A 24,651-nucleotide genomic window follows, 5' to 3' on the forward strand; every position below is an offset into this window, starting at 1 on the left:
TTATTGTAACTTTTAGTGATAGACATATAAAGAGTTAGAAATCTTTATAATTGACTTGAATTAGGAGGTAGTGAATATGAGTGATCAGAATGTAAAAGCAGCACAAAAATATTTAAATGCGATGTTTGGTGGACATAAGGATTGGGTAAAACTGGATGAAGATGGAAAGACCGGAACAGCCGTGATGCAGGGAATCATTCGTGCATTTCAGATTCAGAATGGAATCTCAACGATTACAGGAACGGTTGGACCACTTACTATTAATACCATGAAGAAGTTAGCCATTATTACAAAAATGGATCCGAATGATACTCCGCAGGTTAATGTATGCTTGATTCAGTGTGCTCTGTTTTGCAAAGGATATGCTGCTGGAGGAATTACTGGAATTTATTATACATCAGGAGTAAATGCAGTTAAAAAGATGCAGGAAAATGCAGGACTGGAAGTTACGGGCAAAATTGATTGGAAAGTTTGGTCTGGATTGTTATCCCTAAACTGGTTTACAAAGGTTTCTGGTGGGGATTCCAATATTGTTCTTATTCAACAGCAATTAAATAGTGACTGGTCAGATGTTATTGGTGTTGGACCTTGTGATGGAATTGCCTCAAGACAGACAATTTTGTCTTTAGTTGGTGCATTGCAGGCGGCTGAAGGAGTTACAACTGAATTAATTACAGATTTGAATTCAGTTAATTTTGGCGATGCAACAACAAATGCGTTTCCGGGTACATTACAGAACGGACAGAACTCGACGAAATATGTTCCATTTAATAAGATTGCTCAATACGGACTATATTTTAACGGATATAATCCGGGAAGATTCGATGGCGTGTTTGATTCGACTACAGAGTCAAAGGTGTCAGAATTTCAGGAGTTTTATGGTCTGACAGGAATTGGACTTGTAACAAAAGGAAAAGTAAATGTTTCTACTATGAAATCATTGCTTACGAGTAAAGGCGATACAAACAGGGCAGCAAAAGCGTGTGACTGTGCAACAGTATTAAATAAACAACAGGCATTAGATATAAAAAATGCAGGGTATACTCATGTAGGACGTTATCTGACAGGTTCTGTTGGAAAAGAACATACACCGAAATATTTGACATCAACAGAAGTGAAAAACATTGAAAATGCAGGATTATCGGTATTCCCGATATATCAGGATGGAGGATATGAATTAAACTATTTTAAGGATCCGTCCCAGGGAAGTGTTGATGCACAGACAGCAATTTTAGCAGCCGAGAGAATCGGTATACCAAGTGGAACGACTATATACTTTGCAGTGGATTTTGATTGTTATTCATATCAGATTGATACATTTATTATACCTTATTTTGAACAGATTCACATGATCTTTTTCAGTTCGACAAATGATAAAAATTATAAAGTCGGCATTTATGCACCAAGATATGTATGTACTAAAGTTTATGAAGCAGGATTGGCAAGTAAATCATTTGTGGCAGATATGTCAACTGGATTTAGCTGTAATTTGGGATATTCGATGCCGAAGAACTGGGCATTTGATCAATTTTGTGAGTTGAACTCATTTTCTTCATCACCTTCGTTCCCACTGGATAAAGATGCATATTCAGGGAGAGATACTGGATTTAAAAAGTTCGATGCCGTATCGACAAAAACAGATGAGGAAATAGCGCAAGAAAATCTTCGGGCAAAGGTAAAAATAGCACGAAATCAATATGTCTATAATGTAATGGAGCCGCTTGGTTATCTGAATAAAATTATGGATGTGGGTGTGGAGTATGATAAGGAAATTTCACTGGGAACAATGATGAGTCCTCAAGGAGCAATTGATATTTCTACTAAAATATCCACATCGCTTGAAAGTTCAACTGGTAAAATTTATAATATAAAAGTGGATATAGGAAATGATGGAGAATTGACACAAACTTGCAAAAATCAAATTATGGAGATTTCATCAAATTTATCAGATACAGGTATAGAGGGAGCAGATAACTTTGGAAATACGATAGAAAAAATTGCTTTATCGGTTAAATCTGGTAATATTGCTTTTGAAATAAATAATGTTTTTGCCAATAGTGTAGAGTTTTCCATTGTATTTAGTACATCAGATTTGCTGCCAGAAGAGGAAAAAGAGTGGACAATATCGGTTGCTTTGATTTTTACAATGACATTAAATTCTAATAGTGGTCTTGAATTTAATGTTGTAGAATTCACAAAAGAGCATAGTAATATACTGGCAGGAGCCGTAATATTAGTTCTTGCGGGTGCATTAGTTGTAAATGCAATTCCGTCAATTATTGCTTTATTTTCAGCTGGAGCAGGTACTGTTTTTGGTTTGTTGATTCAAGCGCTGTAAATTGTAAAAGAATAAAAGAGACAATGGCCAGAGGTTCGATTTTATAAAGAGGACCTCTGGCAAAAGGGGGATTAAGAAGAATGCATATTAAATCAATTGTGTCAGATGAGGATAGGGAAGAATTAGAAAGAATGCTTTCGCTTGGGTTTATAATTCCTAATCAATTATTTAAAACAAGACAGAAAAGTAGAATGATTATCTATATTTTTACACCTGTAGAATTTTTACTGTCGATTAATTGTTATCTGTCGGAAAGTTATTTGATGTTTGGAATAGGGATTGGAACTTGTGTGGCTTGTGTGGCTTGGATTATTTGGTATCAAATGATTGGTAAAAATTTTGAAAAAAATGTTCATGAATTTGTCTGGGGTAGATCAGGATATGAAACGGTGGATATCGATGAAAACGCAATTAAAATAGATGAAGATCAAATTTATGAATTTAAAAATATTGATAGAATGTTCTTATATAAAAACTTCTTTTTTTTCATAACAAATGAAAAGAAAATATTTATATTTAAAACGACAGATATGGAGTCGGATGAACTTATAAAAATTATTAAAACAACAGGGATTTTATTTGAAAAAAAAGAAAAACCATTTAATATTTATAAGTATTGTAAAAAAGGAAAAAGTTTTTAAAAATAAGCAGAGGATGGTGGATTTATCATCCTTTTAGAGAAGAGCATGTATTTTAAAGGGAATCTGGTTTTGCAGGTTCCCTTTTTGCCATCAAAAACGTTGATGTTTTATCAAATGACGCTAAAAATAAAAAGAATAATGCAGGGGGTGACATTATTAGTTATCGCTGTAATATTTGGATAAAATATAAATAAAACATAAAAAATATAAATAAATTATAAAATGGCGACAGTTTTTTCTTGTTCAAGTGTTTATTATATAGAGGACAAAATAAGACAGCAAAGGAAGTGGTGCTGTTGCATCGGAAAAATGACACAAAATTAGTGATGTCCATTCGGGAAAAGAATTGAAGGGGATTCTTTTCCCCATTTGTCGTGTTACGAAAGACTGAGGGTAAGAAAATATGCTAGAACTTGCAATCTGTGATGATGACATCATCCTATGTAATTGGTTAGAACAGAAGCTGCTCCATTATGGGAAAGCGAATGACTGTCAGATATCTATAGAAATATACTATTCTGCGGAGCAGCTTCTTAACAGGCTGGAAGAAGAATCCTACGATATGTTATTCCTTGATATTTGTCTGGAACATGAGAATGGAATTGATATCGGAACGGAGATACGAAAGAAAAATTATGGAAAAGAACTGCGGATTACCTATATTTCAACATATCAGGAATATGCTATGAAATTATTCCGTATTCATCCATTTGATTTTCTTGTAAAGCCAATCCGAGAGGAAGAACTTTTCCGGGTGATAGGTGAATTACGGGAACTGTTAAAAGAACGGAAGAAAATATTTGAATATACGGATACAAAAGGAATCCACAAGATTTCTTATGACAAGATCCTGTATTTTTATAGTCTGGGAAAAAGAGTACATATCGTGACATCGGAAAAAGAATATGAATATCGAGGAAAATTAAAGGATGTAGCGGATGTAACAGAAGAATATTTCTTACTGATTCACAAGTCCTATCTCATCAATATGGAACACGTGGAGCATTACGAATATGACAACGTGGTTATGAAAGACAAGACACGTCTCAGTATCAGTAAAGCAAATCGCAAGAAGGTCAGGGAAAGACTATTACAAACGGAGAAGAAAAGATTATGAATATCCATTTGATCACTTATCTGACAAGTAAATTATTCTGGATTTATACTGTGTTCCGTTACAATACCATACTGTATCCAAAAAATGAGGATACACAAAAGCTATTTGCATATTTTTGTGCATATCTGCTTTCATGCTGGGGAAGCATGCAGTGGGGAACGATGTACGGAGATCTGATCTTTGAGCTGATAGCTCTGTTAATTATAACAGTGGCATATCAGGCAGACTGGCAACATCATGTCTGGAATACACTTATGGTATATATTATGGGAATTTTATGTGATGGGATTCCAATCGTGTTCTTTCAACGGTATGCGGTAGCAAGAAATCCGGTGCATCATCACATGGGACCGGGAACTATTGTAATGGGAAATTTTATATTCTTTTTACTGGAAGTCATTATTGAAAGAAAAGTAGGTGTAAAGAGAAGTTATTATATAAAGAACCGTCATTGGCTTGCTATGCTTTCTGTCCCGGTGATCAGCATTATAGTCTGTATCAGGATATTGCTGCCAGACAGAAGAGGTGTGCGGTCTACGATTGTATTATTCTTACTGTTTATCAATGTGTTTATTTTCTATCTGCACGATGAGGTTCAGAAAAGTTATATTGAAACAGCAAAACAGGAAGAGATGAAAATTCAGATGAGCCAGTATGCAAAAGAACTGGAGATGATGATGAAATCACAGGACAGGCTGAATAAGATACATCATGATTACAAGCACCATCTTACAACAATAGGGGCAATGGCAAAAACGGGAGGAAATGAAGAGATTCTATCGTATCTGAAACAAATGGAGAATATAGCCGGAACAGCCTTATGTCATCATTTATATACAGAAAACCGTAATATGAATAATCTGCTGAATTATATTTTGGAAGATTCGAAATCAGTAATTGAAAATCCGGAGATTTCTGTAGAAATACCGAATCATATAGGGGAAGAATTATTTGATATAAGTATAATAGTGGGAAATCTTATGGATAATGCTATTCGTGGGACAGCAGCTTCAGATGAAAGGAGATTATCGTTTCAGATGTATTATGGAAAAGGAATCATGAATATCCAGATTGAGAATAGCATAAAAGATACACCAAAAGTGCGGAATGGAATTTATCTGACAACGAAAAGCAGGAAAGAAGGACATGGAATAGGATTACAAAATGTGAAACTCGTAGTAGAAAAATATCATGGTCAGATGGAGATCTGCCATACGGAGAAATCCTTTCAAGTGAAAATATTATTATATATGAAATTAGATGAAAAATAGTAAGGCGATGGTGTCTTACTATTTTTTTCGACCGATTTCGTCTATTTTTGCCACCTCAAGGGGCATTTTTACCATTTATGAAAATTTTGTGATTTTTTAGATTATAGTAGTGCCAAAGTCAGAAAAAAGGAGGGTAGCGGTTATTTTGTAAAGGAATTATAGAAAAAGATTACAAGAGGGAGAAAGAGACTATGAAGAGATTTCGAAAGTCGGCTATAGCCTTAGTACTTGCACTCCTGATGGCACTACAGGGAACAGAGCCTATTTTTGTACAGGCAAAAGAGGCCATTGAGGATGTACAGAAGAATGCAGATTTCTCCAGACCAGAGGCTTTGACGGAAGAGGAAGCAGGGATTACAGATTCCACATCTGGAGAACAAGATAAGAGTCAGCAGTCTGATGCGGACGTACAAAATGAAACGACGCCATCAGAAGATACAGAGACGCAGGAAGAACAGACAACTCCAGCGGAAGAAACAGAAGAAAATCCGCAGGAAAAAGAAGTGGAGTTGAAAGAACCACAGGATTACTATCCGATTCCAGAAGAACCGGAAGGTGAACTGATTGATTATGATGCCATTTCCAAGACTTATAAGACAGGGGACAAGCAGTATACAACCGTTTATGGAGGTTATGTCGGAACTTATAAGAATGAGGATGGAGATACCGAGCTGGTTGATAATACACTTGTAAAACCAGAAGAAGCAGATACTCCGGCATCCGAAGAAGCACAGGAAGCCAGCAGTGTAGTGGCAACTGAAGAAAAGGAAGAGAAAACAGAAGTTTATCAGAACAAGGCAAACGATTATGCTATCCTTCTTCCGGAACAGATGTCAGAAGAGAATGGTGTAACGATTGAAAATGGAAAGACCAGAATCGGGATCATTCCGGTAGATGGAGATTATACACATTCCGTTATTAAAGACAATGCGATCCTTTATAATGAAGTTTACGAGGGCGCAGATGTTCAGTATACAGTACTGGATTCCAGCATTAAGGAAGATATCGTACTTCAGCAGCCAACAGACAGGGAAGTCTATGAATACGAGCTGCAGATTCCGGGGTATCAGGCAGAAGTAAAAGACAATCAGGTCTATATCTATCCGGAAGGGAAGACAATCAAAGATGCGAAGTATCTTCTGGAGACGCCATCAATGGAAGATGCTGCCGGGGAAATCAGTTTCCTGATCACATTGGAACTTCGGGAAGAAGATGGAAAAACAATCCTGACCGTAAAACCAGATAGGGATTGGCTTTCGGCAGAAGAACGTCAGTATCCGGTCAGGATCGATCCGACACCAGTAGAGATTCAGAAGAGTTCCTTTAACATGATCGGTGTGGAAGAGGGAAGTCCTACCAGTCAGATTGGTGACAACAATTATCCGTATGTCGGATTTGATGATGGTATTAAGTCTGGGAACCTTGCAGGATTTGGTACTGCACACCAGAACTGCCGGACTTATATCAAAGTAAATTCAAATTTTAGTCAGATTCCGAAAGATTCCAAAATTGACAGTGCAACATTTGCAGTCAGTCAGAAAACTGCATACAGTGGTGGTGCATCCCAGTTTGGACTTTATCGTGTAGATCAGTCGTGGAACACCTCCATCACATGGAAAACAAAACCAGTAAATCTTACGTTTCAGGATGTACAGAATGCAAGTACCAGCAGGAACAGCTATATCAATTATGACGTCAAAGATCTGGTCAATGACTGGGTGCAGGGAACTCATGCGAATAACGGATTTGCACTGGTAGCCATTGCCGAGGCAAATAACCTTGGAGCTTCTATGCAGTGTGAGGTACTGAATAACAGGGCATCCGTTTATGGACCGAAACTCAGCATCCAGTGGTCACCGGCTGAAGATCCATATCTGCGAGATATGTCACTGGATGAAACAACGATCCTGCTTCGCCCGATGACAGAAAAGAATACAAATGGAAAGCTGAAGTTTGATGCCGTATTTGCAGACGGAATTGCAAAGAGCAAATCTACAGTAGAATATTATCTGCTTCCAGATGAGGAAAATGAAGAACATCACGAAACAGATGCAAAACCATTGTATTCCTATCCAGACAGTACTGAATACAATAAGCAGTTCCCGGAGGCGAATAAGTATTACAGCAAAGATTCCAACTGGCAGAGTGCACTGTATTCAGGGCTGACGAAGGACAAGCTTTATAAGATCAAAGCAAAAGCATCGAAAGAGATTGATGGAAAGCTGGAAACAGGAAAAGAAGTGACCAGTGACAGCTTTGTGATCTATGAAGTGAAGCAGTTTGATACATTCCCGAAGATTGCAAAATATTATGGTGTTCCGCTTAAGAACATTATGAAAGACAATCAGGTTATGGACGCACTGGTAGTCGCAAATAACACGATCTTTATCCGTAACCCACAGACAAATGTTCCATATAGTCCTGCACCGCTTACCGATCAGGATAAGATGCGGATTGACGGAGCATTGATGGGAAGAGGCCTGCACTGTGAATTTGGATTTGAACCAGTCAACTTAAATACTGGTAACTTCTACATGGATCAGTCCGATGCGACGATGAATGAACTGAATTGAGAATTCTCCATTACAAGAAGCTACAATTCCAAAGGAACAGACCAGCATTCCATGTTCGGACGTGGATGGAGCTTTAACTATGACCAGTCACTTTCTCAAATGGAGGACGGAAGTCTTCTGTATATGAGAGGGGACGGAAGTTATCTGATCTTTGATAAGAATGAAGATGGAAGCTACACTACTCCGGATGGTTATGTATATGATTTAAAAGCAGTCAGCTATAAAGATACAGACCATGACTACATCGGATGGGAACTGACAGATGCGGATCAGAGCGTCTGGTCATTTGATAAATATGGAATTTTACGTTATGTAACGGATGTGAATGGATTTAAGACAGTATTAGATTATGACGATGATTATAATCTGAGTAAGATTACAACACCATCCGGAAAAACATTCGGGGTAAAACAGGATAAATTCGGGCATATCAAGGAACTGTCTCTTCCAGATGGTGGAAAAGTTTCTTACAAATATGATGAGCAGGGAAATCTGATATCTGTAACAGATCCGAATGGAACAACAAAAGAGTACAAATATGATGATGACAGCCGTATGACAAGCTGGAAAGATGAGAATGGCAATACGGTTGTAAAGAATACTTACGATAAAGAAGGAAGAGTTGTAGAGCAGACTGATGCAGAAAAAGGAACGGCAACTTTCAAGTACGGAAAGAGTTCTACTACAACAACGGATAACGAAGGAAATAAGACCGTTTATCATTATGATGATCAGTACCGCACAACATCCATTGAATATCCGGATGGAACAACCTGTGAAAAGACTTATAATGCAGAGAATCAGCTTGCTTCCGAAACGACAGCAGCCGGAACAAAAACTTACACTTATGATACATTTGGCAATGTAGCAACGGAGACAAGAGAGGATGGAAAGACAGCCTCTTATACTTATAATGAGCAGAATAAGCTGACCAGTGCAACTGGATATAACGGAGCAACGGTTACTTACAGTTATGACGGTAATGGAAATATGGTCACATCTACAAAACCGGATGGAACAGCCATTACCTATACTTACGATGACAAACATCGTATGGTATCCCAGACAGACGGCAGAGGTGTCACAACAACGTATTCGTATGACGGACCGAACATGACCGGATATGTGGATGGAAATGGAGCAGCATGGGGATTCACGTATGACGCGATGAATCGTGCAGTTACCATGACAGATCCACTTGGAAATGTAACCTCGAACAGTTACGATGCGAATGGCAATCTGACTTCCAAGACAGCAGCCGATGGCGGTGTGACCGCTTATACGCTGGATGGTGTGGGAAATATTACAGCAAGTACTGACGCACTGGGGAATACCACCACTTATACTTATGATAAGATGTACAACATGACCAGTGGTACAGATCCGAAAGGAAATCAGATCAGCTACGTTTATGATAAGAATTATCAGCAGGTCAAAGCAACCGATGCAAAAGGAAATACAATTACTTATAAGTATGACAGCATGGGACGTGTCATAGAAGAGAGTAATAAAGATTTTGGAACAAAGCTCTATGAATATGACAAAGCAGGAAATCTGAAAAAATATACCGATGGAAATGGAAATGCAACCGTATCCAAGTTTGATTCTCTTGGACAGGTGCTTCAGTCCAAAGATGCAGTTGGTAATATAACCAAATATGAATATGACGCATTAGGAAATGAAACCAAGATTACTTATGGAGATGGAAGCAGCCATTCCAAGGAATATGATAACTGCGGAAGACTCGCTAAAGAGACAGATGAATTAGGTGCAGTTACCACTTATACTTATGATGCGGCAGACAATCTGGTATCAAAATCAGATGACAGTGGAAGAACCTGGACTTATACCTACGATAATACAGGAAACCGCTTAAGTGAAACCAACCCAGAAGGTGGAACTACCACATATACTTATGATAAAGCAGGAAATCTGGTATCTTCTACCGATGAAGAGGGAAGAACAGATACTTATGCTTACGACAAGGCAGGAAATCTGACTACATCCAAAGATGCCCTTGGATATACCGTATCCATGAAGTATGACTTAAATGGAAATCTGGTATCCTCTACCGATGAAAATGGAAATACCAGTACCATGACTTACGATGGTAATGGAAACATGACATCGGTAAGCGATGCAAAGGGCAACATTACAGCAATGAAATATGATTCCACCGACAATCTGGAACAGACGGTGGATGCCCTGAAAGGAAAGACCACTTACGAATACGATTCACAGGGCAACAGCACAAAGATGACAGATGCCCTCGGCAATGCGTATAGTTATGTGTATGATAAAGAGGGAAATAACACATCCATAATACTGCCGACAGGGGACAAGGTGCTGATGGAGTACGATGCCATCGGACAGCTTGTAAAATGTACGGATGCACAGGGACTCGTAATTACCTATCAATATGACGGAGCAGGCAACCTGATCCATTCCTCCGACAATGGTGGAAACAGTATGGATTATACTTATGATGGTGCCGGAAATGTACTGACACAGACCGATGAACTTGGCAGGACAGCAACATACAAGTACGATCAGTACGGCAGACTCCTGAAACTTACTGAAGCAGACGGAAGTATCACATCTTATGAATATGATGTTATGGACCGCATTACAGCGGTAACGGATGCGGAAGGTCATAAAACAACCTTTACCTACGATAAAGTCGGCAACCAGTTATCCATGACAGAAGAAGAGGAAGCCACATATAAATACGCTTACGATAAGAAAGACCGGGTTATTTCTCAGACAAATCCACTGGGAGCATCCAGCACCTTTAAGTATGACGGAAATGATAATGTGACGGAATCTGTCGATGAAAACGGTACGGTTACCAAGTATGCTTACGATAAAAATGACAATCTCGTATCCCAGACAGACGGAAATGGAAATACGACAACCTACCAGTATGATGAACTGGACCGCAAGATCGGTGAGACTTCTCCGTTAAAAGAAACAAATGAATACCGTTATGATGCCATTGGAAATCTTACCAAATCAAAAGATCCGATGGGACTCATTACCGAATACAAATATGACAGCCTGAGTAACATGACGGAACAGATTTCTCCAAAGGGAGCAGTTACCAAATATGATTACGACAAGCATGGCAATGTCATTTCTGTAACGGATGCAAAGGGAAATGAGACACAGTACAGTGTTGACCTGAATGACAATGTCACAAAGATGACACAGGCGAATGGTGGAGAGTATACCTATAGTTATGATAAAGCCGGACGTCTGAAGAGTATGACCAGTCCACTGGGTTATACTAAAAATTTCTCTTATGATAAAGTGGACAACGTGGTAAAAGAAAGCGACAGCTTAAAGAGTACCACTACTTATACTTACGATAAGCTCCATAAGATGAAGTCTTCTACCAATGCACTGGATGGAACAACCAGCTTTTCTTATGATAAGTATGGCAATCTGGTGAAGGAGACAGATCCGCTTGGACGGAGCAATACCTACAGTTATGACCTGGCAGGTCAGATGACTTCTGCAGCTGATCCGCTTGGTAAGATAACTGCTTACACTTACGACCCGGCAGGAAATATTACTGAGATCACCAAACCGGGTGGAAGAAAGACCAGCTATGGATATGATAAGAATTATAATGTTACATCTGTAACAGATCCGATGGGCTATGTTGCAAAGACAGTCTACGATAAAGACAACCGTGTAACAGAAGAGACCGATGCACTGGGGCAGAAGGAATCCTATACCTATGATAAGGACAGCAGGGTAACTTCTATTACAGACAAGCGTGGATTCACAACGGGATTTGATTACGATGCACATGGGAATATTCAGGTTGTTACAGATAAGACCGGATTAAAGAGCCATCTGGAATATGACAAGAATGACAACCTGACCAAAGTAACTGATGCCCTTGGCGGTGTAACAACTTATGGTTACGACAACATGGATAACCTGGTGACCTTCACCAATGCAGCAAATAAGACAACGAATTATACTTATGACTTAGAAGGCAACCTGACATCCATCAAAGATCCGGCAGGAAGAACGGAGAAATTCGACTATGATGAAAAAGGCAGACTGACCGGACATACACAGGCAAGCGGCAAGAAAACCACGTATGATTACGACAAACTGAATGACCTGTTGGAGAAATCTTATCAGGACGCAAAAGGCGAGACATCCGAAAAGGACGTGACCTACGCATATAACAGTGCCGGGGAACGGGTATCCATGAAGGATCAGACAGGCAAGAGCAGCTACGAATACGATGCACTTGGAAGAATCACCAAAGTGACAAGCGGTTCGAAAAAGGATGTCAGCTACGTTTATGATGACGCAGATAATCTGCAGGCAATCGTATACCCGGATGGGACAAAGATCAGCTATGAATACGACTTAAATGATAATCTGGTAAAACTGACAGACCGTAATAGAAAAGTAACCACTTACAAGCATGATGCACTGAACCGTGTGACAGAAGTTACTAGAAGTAATGGAACAAAGACGGAAGTATCTTACGATGCAGAAGATCATATCACAAAGATTGTGAATACCTGTGGTTCCTGCGGCAAAGTAATCAGTACTTATGAGTACAAGTACAATGATCAGGGATATGTAGTTGGAGAAACAGCTACGGAACTGGAAGCTGGAACAAGAAAGACGCCAAGCTGGGAAGACTGGTACAACTGGGGCGATACACAGAAAGAGACAGACAAAGCAGACTGTGAGCATCAGGAAAAAGAGATCCAGACGACACGTACCTATGAATACGATGACAACTGGGAACTGACACGCTGTACAGAAAAAGCAGAGGGCGGTAAAAAGACAGTCCATAATTATACTTATGACAAGATTGGAAACCGGACCTCTTACGAGAAGATCGAGGATGGTGTCAGCAAAGCAAAATATAACTATAAGTACAACGATTCCAACCAGCTCATCAAACGCACCAATGCAAAGATCTGGGGCGATCCGGGAACAACCTACAGCTATGATAAAGATGGCAATCTGATCCAGGAATGTGATAAGACAAACAGTGCAGATCCGGTTACTTATGAATACACAGCAGAGAATCGTTTGGCAGTAGTAAAACAGGGTGGAACAGTCCTGATGGCAGCCATGTACGATGGAGATAACAACCGGGTATTCGAACTTGATAACACCTATAAATGGGAAGACTGCTATGGCGATGAAGTCCTGATCCCGGCGAACCAGCGTACCGAAGATGGAAACAGCCCGAAAGAGCAGCTTGCCTCTCTGGTAAAAGGCGGTTCCAATGCCAAAGGATACACACTGACAGAGTATATCAACGATATCAATCGCGAGAATACAGAAGTCCTTGCAGAGTATGGAGCAGACGAGAAAGTACGTCAGGCTTATACTTATGGAGAAAGTGGAATCGGAGAACGGGTAAGCGTTGATAAATCGGAAGAAAGCAGTTATTATTTATATGACGGAAGAAACAGCGTGACCGGAATCCTGACCGAAACAGCTAATCTGACGAACAGTTATCAGTATGATTCATACGGTAACCTTACATCAGGAACAGCAGACGGTGTCAATTACTACGGTTACAATGGGGAGTCCACAAATGTAAAAACAGGACTTCAGTATCTGCGGGCAAGATACTATAACGCAGAGAACGGAACCTTTACAACTGAAGATAGTGACCTTGGAACGACAGAAAATCCATTGACCAGAAACCGCTACGATTATACGACCAATAATCCGCTGAATTACAGTGATCCGACAGGACATTCATTGTGGAGCAGGATTAAGAGTACAGCTAAAAAAGCAGCGAAAGCAGTCAAGAGTGTCGGCAAGAAAATCGTTAATACTGCGAAAAAGGTAGTCAAAACAGTAGTAAATACAGCTAAGAAAGCAGCAAAAACTATTGTTAACACAGTGAAGGGGGTAGCAAAAACTGCCAAAAATGCAGCTAAACATGCAAAACAGACATATCAATCTGTGAAAAATCGTGTAACCAGTAGCAGTACATATCAAAAGATCACATCCAGAGGAAGTCAGTTTATTCGTTCTGTAAGCAATGGGGTACAGAAAATTGGAAAAACTTATACATCTTTCAAATCCTATGTTTCAGAAAGAACGGCAGAAATCCGCTCAGAAGTGGTACGACATATGTGTACGACAACAAATCGTATTACAGATAAGCTTGGAAAAGTAGACTGGAATGCGGTGAAAAAAGTAGCCATTGGTATAACTGCGGTTACAGTTTCTGGTCTTGTAGTTGCTGCAACAGGCGGTTTGGCTGCAGGAGCAGTTCTGGCAGCATTGCCAGCAATGGGTGGCTTAGGAACGGCGATGGTTTCAGGAGCAGTTATTGGAGCTATTGGTGGAGCTTCATATAGTGCAGTGAATTCAGGTTTGTCTGGAAATAGTCTGAAACAAGTAGCAAAAGATACGTTAGTCGGTGGTATTGCAGGAGCAGTGACAGGTGGCGTTATGGGTGGCCTTAGTTATGGGGCTGGGAAACTTTTGAATGTAGTAAGGAGTGCAGGAAGTACCCATAATGATGGGATTGATAAATCGTTTAAAAAATTAGTTGCAGAAGTAACCGAAACAAAATTGCCAGAAGGCACTTGGGAAAAACCACCATTAGAGCGAGGAGATATTATTGACAAAGCTATGGGAAATAACTTGGGACACAATTTCCCGATCATAGATAAAGTAGAAAATGGTGTTGTGACTAGTGTTAAAAGCCGAGACTTAGGTGCAAAGACTTATCAAAATGGTAATAAATTGGAAAAGGTAATTGTCAAGGACATTAATAAAGTTTCAGGATTTATAGGAGAAACATTTAATGGTAAATTTGTTAATGCGGAAGAAATAGTGGGTAGACAATTACAAGTAGTTGTTCCAAATGTAACATTAAGCGAAGCTCAGATAAATGCAGTTAATAATGCTACAAAACATGGTATTGATAAAGGTGTTAAACTCATTATTACAGTAGGAAAATAATAGCAAAGTAAATAGCTTAAGGGGAATATTTTATTCCCCTTAAGTAATAGAGAGGAGAAAACGGATATGATTTCTGTATATTATAATCAAAAATATGGTTTCTTAATTGTGCCTAATGCCATTGAAAGGTTTATGGGATGTTATATTTCTATCGAACCTACAATTGAAATTATGGCTGAAGAAACAATAGATAAGATAGGCTGTGCAATTAGAAAAGGAATAAAAATTGCAGAAAGTTCCCCAAAAGTAGACGAATCTCAATTAAACAATTTTTGGAAACAAACAAAATATAAAAGTTTTCCAACATTTTCCAAGAATTATCAAAGAATTGATTTGAAACAAAATGGAGATGAATTAGAAATTAGAAGATGGGAACGGAATAATAGAGGGGGATATTCGCGAAAAACGGAAGAAAAAGATTATATTAATTTTATAGAAATGTCGGATTATGAATTGGGCTTGTTTATAAAAAAAATGTTTGAACCATGTGAAATTAGAATTGATGAAACAGAAAGATTTGAAACATTAGAGGGGAAAATAATTAGTTATTCGATTCCAAATGAGCATTATAAAAATATTGGTGATGGTCATACAGATTCTTATATGACATATAGAAATGAAGATTATGATAAGTTGTATATTTCTTTTTTGATAGGTGATGGAACTGATTGTACAGATGAAGTAAGCATAAAAAATCATTACAAAAAAATATACAAGCAAATGTCGAATATTAAATTTGAAAGTAAATGTAATAAAAAATATGTACATTTTTTAACAGAAAATGGAGAAGTATTGCTGAGTTTTATTGATAATGGTTATGTGGAGTTTTTTATGTGCATTCCATATAATATTGAAAGAAAAGTTCAAAAGGAGTCAATAGAACAGTATTTAAAAATGTTATTTTCGATAAAAATTGAAGATAAATAAAGCGTGAAGGAGAGAATATGCAAAAGAAGAATTGTGTTTTGTGCATAAGTATAGGAATTATAGTATGTATATTGTTATCAGCTTGCTCCAGACAACCAGACTTTGATGCCAAATCCTACGTCCAAAGTTCTCTTGATGCACACTATCATGGAGAATATAAGGACTATGCGAATCTGTTAGAAATCTCGGAAAAAGATGCCAAGAAAGAAATCGAAGAGGATTTTAATGAGAGTATCCAACAGCAATTTGATGATTCCGATAACATTACGGATAAAGGAATTGCTGATTATGCGGAAAAACTGACAGAAGTAAAGAAACTGGCAAAATACAAAGTACAAGATGTGAAAGAAGAGGATGGAGTCTATACAGTAAGTGTACAAGTTGAACCATCCAATGTATTTCAGACATTGCAACAAAGCTCTACAGAGGTAAGCAATGAAAAAATAAAGCAGGGATTGGATGGAAATGATCCGGAAGTCTTTGCAGCTGTATTAACAGAAAGTGTCCAGAAGAGTCTTGAAAAGAACAGATATGGAAAAGCTGTTACTGTAAACGTATCCGTGGAAAAAGATAACTCAGGAAAATATGGTCTTTTGGATACAGAGATGAATAAGTTGGAAGCAGCGATGTTCCCAACAGAATAAGAATGAATGGAAAGCTATCAGAGGAAAAAAACTGGTAGCTTTCTTTTAAACTCCAAGACAAGAAAACTTGTTAAAAAAGCTATTGTAATAGTAGAAAAATTATAATAAATAATGGATGACAAGAGTCTTTTATTCATTATGAGAAAAAGAAGGAATCTCCTATGAACCAACAAGAAATATTCACGTAAGATGGAAAAAAGTGCTGTAATCGAAGAGGTTGCAGCATTTTTTTCTTCGACATTTTTCGAACATTATAACGTACCTATCCGGTCACCGCCATGCTCCGATTTGATTTCTATATCAAAAATCAGATCGGAGGAAAGATAAATGGCTTATAACAAGACAAGTGAAGAACGAAAGTGGAATTATTGGAAAGAACAGGAAGAAAAGAAATTGCGTGAACTGGGAATGGAAGAAGAGAAGATCCAAAAGCTGCGCCAGATGGACAGGGAAGACTTTCTGGAAGAGCGCAGATACCGGGAACATCTGGATGAAACGATGCAGGATATGGATTCCATAAAAGAAAAGGACAGCGAGCTGTTTGCAAGGGATGTAAAGGAGCTTCTGGATCACATAGGTGATAAGCGAATCTATGAACTATTGAAAGAAACGGAGCATCAGACACTGGAAATCCTCTTACTCAGTACATGGGGATATTCTGGAAGAGAAGTTGCTAAGATTATGGGAATGGCAGAACAGACGATTTATACCAAAAGAAACCGTTTGAGAAAAAAATTAAAAAATTTATCAAAAATTGAATAATTATGGCGTTTTTCGTCGGCTATTTAATAGGCAGGTAAATTTTGCCAGTGTACTTTGACAACCTCATACCAGCATTACAGGTACGTTCCCGTAAGTAGAAGCGTGGCAGGAAGACGCGAGGACAGATGAAAAGGGCATGGAAGAAATTAGACCAGAAAGTGAGAGGCAGAGTTCTTTTGTGGCGTTTTCGTTTCGAGCGAATCATCTTTAACTGAAACAGGACCGTGGCGGTCTTTTGCGAGGATCACTTACGAGGGGATAATGATACATAGGAACTGCCAGTGAGCAGAGGATGGACTTTGGGTTGTAATCAGCAAGACTTTTAGAAAATCCGTGAGCGGTGCAATGCCAAGCATCCGCCTGTAATGTTCCCGTAAGGCAATGGGGGAGTCGAGGACAAATACAACGCCAAAAATCAAAAGTATAAGAAATCAAGGAAGAATGTGTCGTTGATATCAGATACATACGGCTGTAGGGAGAAATCCTTTACAGCCGTATTGATGTGATATCAGCACGCATATCAGGTAACAAATTATGTATTACACAAGAGAATATCTCAATAGAGCGCATCGAGAAATTGATACTATTTTCCGAGTGCTGTTCCCGGAACATGGAATGGCAGTAAGGGAAGAACAGATTATGTTATGCCACAAAATGCTGGATAACCTGCTGGGAAGAAACATAGCACTGTGTGACGCGGGTGTCGGTATCGGCAAGACGTATGCCTATCTGGTGGCCTGTGTTCTGATGAGAAAATATTCCCTCCTTGCAGAAGGATGTTCCCCTTATGAGCAGCGTCCGGTCGTGATATCCACTTCCAGCATTGCACTCCAGAAAGCAATTCTTACAGAATATATCCCTTTTCTCTCCCGGATTCTTCAGGAGAACGGGACGATTCAGGCCCCTATTAAAGCTGTGATACGAAAAGGGAAAGAGCATTTTGTCTGCGATGAGAGGTTGGAGCACCGAATCGTTGCAATCGAAGAAAAAAACAAAAATGCGTTGCAGAAAGAAGCTCTGCTGTCGTTGAAAGAACATTATGATATGGACGAAGTGTCCAACTTAAGTGGGTTTGACAGAAGGATGGTGAGTGTACCGAAGTTCTGTTCGGGAGACTGCCCGAAAAGAGGCTCATGCAGGTATCAGCAGTATCTGGAGCGTTCCAGAGATCATGAAATGTTCATTCAGATCTGTAATCACAATTATCTGCTGGCTGATGGTTATCACAGGCTGCAGGATTACCGCCCGTTATTAAAAGACTACCGAGCATTGATTGTCGATGAAGCACATAAGCTGCCGGATGCGGCAAAGCAGATGTTTGGGAAGAGCCTCTGTTATGACGATATCCGAGAAATCTGCTTTTATCTTGGGAATGAGTACCAAGGCCCGGAGATAAGAAAACTGTCCGGGACGATCCGGATGGTGCTGGACATCATAGGAGAAAACCACAGAACCAGATATGGGATAAAAGAAGAATTCCACATGACAGAAGAGTGTGCAATGTATTTATATGAGGGGATACAGACCATGAATAAGATCATAGAAAAATTAGAAAAGAAGATTCCAAAGTGGATCAGAAACAAGCTGGAAGAAACCAAAAGTGTGCTGGAATGCTTTTTCCATCAGGATAAGAAGTATGTGCTGCATCTGAAGCAGGACCATGACCACCGGATTATATTGTGTGCATCCAGCAGACGGATTCCACAGTATCTGGACCAGATATTATGGAGCAGAGGAATGGGAGCGATTCTGACAAGCGGAACTTTAAAAACCGGACAGGGATTTTCCCACATTCGGAAAATGACAGGATTACAGAGAGTGCGGAGAGTCCGGGAATATGTGGCAGACTCCCCGTTTGAATATCAGAAGAACTGTCTGTTATATCTGCCAAAGAATTTGAAGACATGCAGAAGAGAAAGTCAGGAAGAGGCAGAGATGATAGCAGGCCATATCCATTCACTGATCTGTTCGACTTACGGGCATACGCTAGTGCTGTTTACATCTTATCATTTGATGGGAAACGTTTACCAGATGTTAAGGGATGAAATTCCGTTCCCGATGATAGAGGTGTGGAGACATTCACCGGAAGAGATCACAAGATTTAAACAGATGGACAATGCTGTCCTTTTTGCAGCCGGCTCCTGTTGGGAAGGAGTAGACTTCCCTGGAGATATGGTATCTTCGCTGATTATAGTAAAACTGCCCTTTGCTGTTCCTGATCCCATCAGTGAAGCACAGAAGAAGGAATATGCCAGCCTGAAAGATTATATTCAGGCAGTGATTGTTCCAGACATGCAGAAAAAACTAAGACAGGGATTCGGACGTGCTCTCCGCACCGAGACAGATACTTGTGTCGTGTCCATTTTAGACGAGCGTGCAGGAGAAGGTGGCAGGTATCATGAGGAAGTAATGTGTGCGCTTCCGAGCTGCAAGATGGCAAAAGATATCAAGGATGTCCAGCACTTTATTCGAAACCGGAAAGGCGTGGAATACTACCTGTAACCGTTCGTGGTTCTGCTACAGAAAAAGCAGATTTTGCACGAAAAGTTTGGTGGTATTTCAAGGGCGTTTTCGGTGGGATTGTTGGTATTGATGAATAGCTATTTCGGCATGAAGTGGGTATACTGTGTATAGCGTTAGAGGAAAGGAGGCAGCTTATGATATACAAGGTGGAAACGATAAAAGATGGAACAGAAAAATATTTTTTCATCAGAAATCTGGAAACAATGAGTATTGAAGAACTGCCAAGTAAATATCTAATGCATAAGATTAAATGTAAACGTTCACCAAATACAGTGAAACGCACAGCATTTTCAATCTGCTATTATATGAAATATATGGCAGAGAAAGAAATGGAACTCACAGAAGTCTATCAGTTAGATTATGAAAAACAGACAGAACACTTTGTGGAATTTTTATACTGGCTTAAAGCCGGAAACCATACAGAGCAAACGGCTGGAGAAAAGAAGTGTCCGAATGAAGGAACCTGCAACGCATACTTAAAAGATGTGTTCAGGTTCTATTTATTTATAGAGGCAGAATATGAACAGTACGGAAGTCTCAAAACCTTATCGTATAACCAGATTATAGCGGTTAATCAGGTGGGAGTAAAAAAGGTACTGCGGAATCATTCTTTTAAAGCCTATCTGAAGGAAGAGGAACATCGTGGGAGAACAGCAAAAGAAAATCAGATTATTACAATTTTACAGGCCTGTACGAACCGAAGAGATCAGCTTCTGTTACTTATGTTAGCAGAAACCGGATACAGAATTGGGGAACTACTGGGAGTAAAATATGTCAAAGATATTGATTATAGGAATCACATGATAAGGGTATGCTTCCGGGAAGATAATGAAAATGAAGCGAGAGCCAAAAATGCGGAATACAGAAGTGCCAAGATAAGTAATGATACGTTTGAATTTCTCATGGATTATCTGGCAAAATATCGGAAAATCCTGCAACATCAGGATTACCTGTTTGTGAATATCATGGGTGAGAACATTGGAAAGCCATTAAGAGTGGACAGTGTATATGATATGTTGGACCGAATGGAAAAGAAAACCGGAGTTAAAATCACACCCCACATGTTACGTCACTATTTTGCAAATATGCGAAAGCAGGCAGGATGGGAACTGGAAATGATCAGTCAGGCATTGGGGCATAAACATTTGGATACGACTATAAAGTATCTGGACTGGCTGGATGATGAACTGATAGAAGCAAGTAATGAGTTTTATGCACAACACACTGCTATTTATGGGGCGGAACGTCTGCTGGAGTAGGGAGGTGTGAGAAATACCTATATATTTATTGCAACAGGCAGAACACATAACAGAATCTGAAGTAGATATTGAGAAGAAAAAGCAGGAACTATATTCAGAAATTGATGCACTTGGAATAAAAAGCGATTCAAGAATTAACAAATTGAAAAAGTTCTTGGCAGATAGAAAAATCTGGCATCTGGAAGAAATGGATTATCCTTTGCGAAATTCGTATGAACAATATTTAAGAGGACAGATACGATCACAAATTGTATCTTTCTATTTGAAAATATATGATACGGTAAAACAACAACATATCTATCAACAAATGCAGACGCTAAATGGAAAGCGGATATATGAATGGAAATATCAAAATAAAATTTATTTTCTGAAGTATTATCCGGAAAAGGAAATAGCTGAGACCTTTGAAACTTCTTATAAAACAAACCTATTGGTGTGGGATTTTACACAAAATTGTTCAGAAGTTTTAAAGAAACAAATTTTTTATACGTTGAGTCGTATCATTGCCAATACTTCAATGTCTAAGGCTTATAGAAATGTCAGGTTAAAATCCTTAAAACTTCTTTATGATTCTTGTGTTCAGTTAAATATTACGGATATTGGATTGCTGGAAATGGAACAAGTGGAAACTATTTTAAAGAATTTTCCCGAAACGAGTCAACGAAGTATTTTAGGTGAATGCAGAAGAGATGCGTTTATGCAGCAGGAACAGATCCAATGGGAAGCAAATGTATGGTATCTGGAACGATTACATCTTGGAAAACATCGGATAGACGAAAGTAAATCCTTAATTAGCATTTCTTTTATGGAAGTCAAGGAAATACAGAATCGAGAAATTTTACAGGCATACATGAAATATGAACTGGGAATTACTGGACAGGCAGTCAGCACGATTGTACGAAGATTTGTATGTATTAGAAATTTTATTGAACTGCTGGAACAAGAAAAGATACTGGCGATTCATGCAACTGTCGCAGAAGTAAAAAAGTATGCAGACGGCTTGCGAGAACGGGGAATACAGGCAAAGGGATTTAATGAAAGAATTTTCGGTATCGGTCATTTTTATAAATTCATGGAAGTTAAACAGTATATTACAAGAATGCCATTCCGAATTGAATATTTCCAACAAAAAGAAGTAATAGTACATCATGATCGTAGCGTTGAGGAAACAGTATATATGGAAATTTTGAAAAAATTATATCTTTTTCCAGAGCGATTACGATGTATGTTCCTACATCTGTGGTGTCTAGGATTACGGGCGAGTGAAGTGTGTACATTGAAAGGAAATGCTTATTATCAGCAGGGCGAGGATTATTGGATTCAGGTGTATCAGGTCAAAATGAAGAATTATAAAAGGATTCCAATCCCACAGGCACTTTATCAGATTATGAAAGTATACTTGAAAAAACATGAAATTCAGCCTGAAGAATTCATTTTTAAAAACAGCAGAGGTGGTGCTTGTCTATATGGTACATTCCGAACTCAGATGATAGAAGCGTGCCGGGAAAATAAGATTGCAAATGGAGAATATTTATTTCAATCACACGATTATCGACATACAGTAGCAACTATGTTTTATGACAGTCATGTATCACTGCAAAGTATCAGGGATTATCTTGGACATACTTATGAAGAGATGACAAGACAGTATATTGATTATATGCCGCAAAGGATTGCAAAAGCAAATGATGAGTTCTTTGAAATGCAAGGAAGTAGTTTAGCATCATGGCTAAAGAAAGAGGAAAAAGATGGAAAATGATATTATATACTTCAGCGATTTCCCCAATTTACAAGAAACAGGGACACGTAAGGATAATGGAAAATTTGATTTAACGTTGCTTCCAACGCAAGAATTAAAGGAAGAGTTTCGAGGTTATATTATGTATCGCTGCAAAAACGGAACGTTTAGAGCATTGATTCAGGATCGAACAGCTTATAATCATATTGCAAAGTTTTTGAACATCAGAATAAATCGGAGAATCAAAAGCCTTGGAGATAGAAATCCAGAAAAATGGATATCACTTTTAAAAGGCTGGATGTTAGAACAGGGAATAACTATTGTAAAAGAAAAGAAGAGTGTGTATGGTACAGTAAGCTATGGCGAAGCAGTGACGATATTATATTTCAGAAACGTACTGAAATTTTTAGGGCCAGAAGATTTACGGGATGAGATAGAAAAAGATGTTTGGGAACTAAAAAATCTGGATATTAAAATCAGATCCAATCCAATTTATAATGTAAAAACACTGGATTTCAGAAAAATATATCAGCCAGATATCAGGGAAGAATGTAAGAAAGCTGTTTATATGAATCTGCAGTATGAAGCAATAGGAACTGTACAGGGAGAATTGACAATAATGAGGATATTCTCAGAATATCTCCAAAAAGAGTATTCCAAAATAAAAAGCTGCAGTGAAATAGACAGAGAAGTGTTGGAAGAATTTTTGATACATCTGTCAACAAAAGATACTTCCCATAGTGCGAATAGTTCTTATGTAATTTCATTAAGACGACAGTTAGAGACAATCGGAAAAATTTACAGCTATGAAAGATTGGAGCATTTATTTATTAATACGGATATTCCACCGGAAGTAAATGCAGAATTTAGAGTGTATTCTGATGATGAAATGAAACGACTGAATGCGGAAATTACACAGATGGATGTACAGATTGCAAGATGTCTTCTGATACATCAGATGCTTGGAACTAGGATATCAGATACCCTTACACTGAGACCAGATTGTCTGACGAGAGAAAATGGCCAAGATATGATTGAAATATATCAAGTTAAAACTAAAAGATATAAAAAACCGATCAGTAAAGAACTTGCAAAACTGTTACAGAGTTCTATTGAATATACACAGGAAAAGTTCGGTGATACAGAATACATATTTGTTAATGAAAAAGAACCTGACCGCCCGATGCAGTATATGGCTATAAAAACAAAAGTCATGTCCATGATACAGGAAAAGCAGTTGAAAGATGATCATGGCGAATTATTCGGGTTTGGAACGCACATGTTCCGGCACTACTATGGCGTCAAACTTACAGAAATGCATCTGGATGACTGGACGATAGCGAGACTATTGGGGCATAAAAGACTGAATAATGTACAGCATTACCGGAAAATGAGCAATCAAAGAATGGCAGACGAAACCAGAGAAGTAAGACAGAGGATGAGTGACATCATATATATGAGTCTGGCAAGATGGGGTGAAGAATATGAGCAAATACGACAAGATGATTGAGGAAAATCAGAGAAAAAGTAAAGAGAAAATTGAACTGGCATTGCAAGCAATACAAGATATGCTGGCAAATAAAGAACGTATCAGCGTTCCAAAGCTGATGAAGAAAACTGGATTGTCGAGAGGATTCTTTTATAAAAATCCAACCGTCCGGGATACATTGAACCAAGCAGTAGAGCAACAGGCCGGAATGATAGATCCAAGAAGAGAAATTCTGAACATGGCGATGGAAAAACAGATTGAACTGTTGAACCAGAAGGTGGCAGCTCTGAGCAGAGAAAATAAGGAACTGAAGAGAAAGAACGAAAAGTTACAGAAGGCATTACGGAAACAGGATTTGAATTTTATTAAGAACTTATAACATTGAAAATAATAA

The 24,651-nt window shown here is 38.6% G+C and carries 14 protein-coding genes; all 14 read left to right on the plus strand.

Annotated features, from left to right (window positions below):
• The first annotated feature begins 76 nt into the window (after window positions 1–76).
• The 14 genes from PGZ10_RS06370 to PGZ10_RS06435 all read left to right on the plus strand — a co-directional run bounded on the left by PGZ10_RS06370 (window position 77) and on the right by PGZ10_RS06435 (window position 24,636).
• Entirely contained in the window at window positions 77–2,338 is a 2,262-nt protein-coding gene (locus PGZ10_RS06370) for a glycoside hydrolase domain-containing protein (protein ID WP_007884642.1), read from the plus strand.
• 80 nt (window positions 2,339–2,418) lie between these two features.
• Entirely contained in the window at window positions 2,419–2,979 is a 561-nt protein-coding gene (locus tag PGZ10_RS06375; RefSeq protein WP_006426967.1) for a hypothetical protein, read from the plus strand.
• Window positions 2,980–3,382: 403 nt separating this feature from the next.
• Complete coding sequence (locus PGZ10_RS06380; RefSeq protein ID WP_015513340.1) at window positions 3,383–4,096, plus strand: LytR/AlgR family response regulator transcription factor; 714 nt, start codon at window positions 3,383–3,385, stop codon at window positions 4,094–4,096.
• The gene (locus tag PGZ10_RS06385) at window positions 4,093–5,367 is read left to right on the plus strand and encodes a sensor histidine kinase (RefSeq protein ID WP_055215245.1); all 1,275 of its coding nucleotides are present in this window, start codon (window positions 4,093–4,095) and stop codon (window positions 5,365–5,367) included. Before PGZ10_RS06380 ends, PGZ10_RS06385 begins: the two co-directional genes overlap by 4 nt.
• Window positions 5,368–5,558: 191 nt before the next feature.
• Complete coding sequence (locus PGZ10_RS06390; protein ID WP_270540963.1) at window positions 5,559–7,940, plus strand: DNRLRE domain-containing protein; 2,382 nt, start codon at window positions 5,559–5,561, stop codon at window positions 7,938–7,940.
• 9 nt (window positions 7,941–7,949) lie between these two features.
• Window positions 7,950–14,915, plus strand: a complete 6,966-nt coding sequence (locus PGZ10_RS06395) for an RHS repeat-associated core domain-containing protein (RefSeq protein WP_270540969.1) — start codon at window positions 7,950–7,952, stop codon at window positions 14,913–14,915.
• Between the two features lie 66 nt (window positions 14,916–14,981).
• The gene (locus PGZ10_RS06400; RefSeq protein WP_007884653.1) at window positions 14,982–15,842 is read left to right on the plus strand and encodes a contact-dependent growth inhibition system immunity protein; all 861 of its coding nucleotides are present in this window, start codon (window positions 14,982–14,984) and stop codon (window positions 15,840–15,842) included.
• Window positions 15,843–15,859: 17 nt separating this feature from the next.
• A complete protein-coding gene (locus PGZ10_RS06405) occupies window positions 15,860–16,486 on the plus strand; it encodes a hypothetical protein (protein ID WP_007884654.1) in 627 nt (208 codons plus the stop codon).
• 327 nt (window positions 16,487–16,813) lie between these two features.
• Window positions 16,814–17,248 (plus strand): helix-turn-helix transcriptional regulator, encoded by a 435-nt coding sequence (locus PGZ10_RS06410; protein ID WP_007886453.1) that lies wholly within the window; start codon window positions 16,814–16,816, stop codon window positions 17,246–17,248.
• 534 nt (window positions 17,249–17,782) lie between these two features.
• Window positions 17,783–19,750 carry an ATP-dependent DNA helicase gene (locus PGZ10_RS06415; protein ID WP_173791120.1) on the plus strand — a complete coding sequence of 656 codons (1,968 nt, stop codon included), beginning with the start codon at window positions 17,783–17,785 and terminating at the stop codon, window positions 19,748–19,750.
• A 155-nt stretch (window positions 19,751–19,905) separates the two neighbouring features.
• Window positions 19,906–21,030: a tyrosine-type recombinase/integrase gene (locus PGZ10_RS06420; RefSeq protein ID WP_006426957.1), complete on the plus strand. Its 1,125-nt coding sequence runs from the start codon at window positions 19,906–19,908 to the stop codon at window positions 21,028–21,030.
• 28 nt (window positions 21,031–21,058) lie between these two features.
• Window positions 21,059–22,789, plus strand: a complete 1,731-nt coding sequence (locus PGZ10_RS06425) for a tyrosine-type recombinase/integrase (protein WP_007886448.1) — start codon at window positions 21,059–21,061, stop codon at window positions 22,787–22,789.
• Complete coding sequence (locus PGZ10_RS06430) at window positions 22,779–24,278, plus strand: tyrosine-type recombinase/integrase (protein WP_270540965.1); 1,500 nt, start codon at window positions 22,779–22,781, stop codon at window positions 24,276–24,278. Before PGZ10_RS06425 ends, PGZ10_RS06430 begins: the two co-directional genes overlap by 11 nt.
• Complete coding sequence (locus PGZ10_RS06435; protein WP_015513361.1) at window positions 24,253–24,636, plus strand: DUF6262 family protein; 384 nt, start codon at window positions 24,253–24,255, stop codon at window positions 24,634–24,636. The genes PGZ10_RS06430 and PGZ10_RS06435 overlap by 26 nt, the downstream gene beginning before the upstream one ends.
• Window positions 24,637–24,651 lie beyond the last annotated feature (15 nt).

The organism is Coprococcus sp. AF102-57, assembly GCF_027686195.1.
GTDB classification, from domain to species: Bacteria; Bacillota; Clostridia; order Lachnospirales; family Lachnospiraceae; genus Allocoprococcus; species Allocoprococcus comes.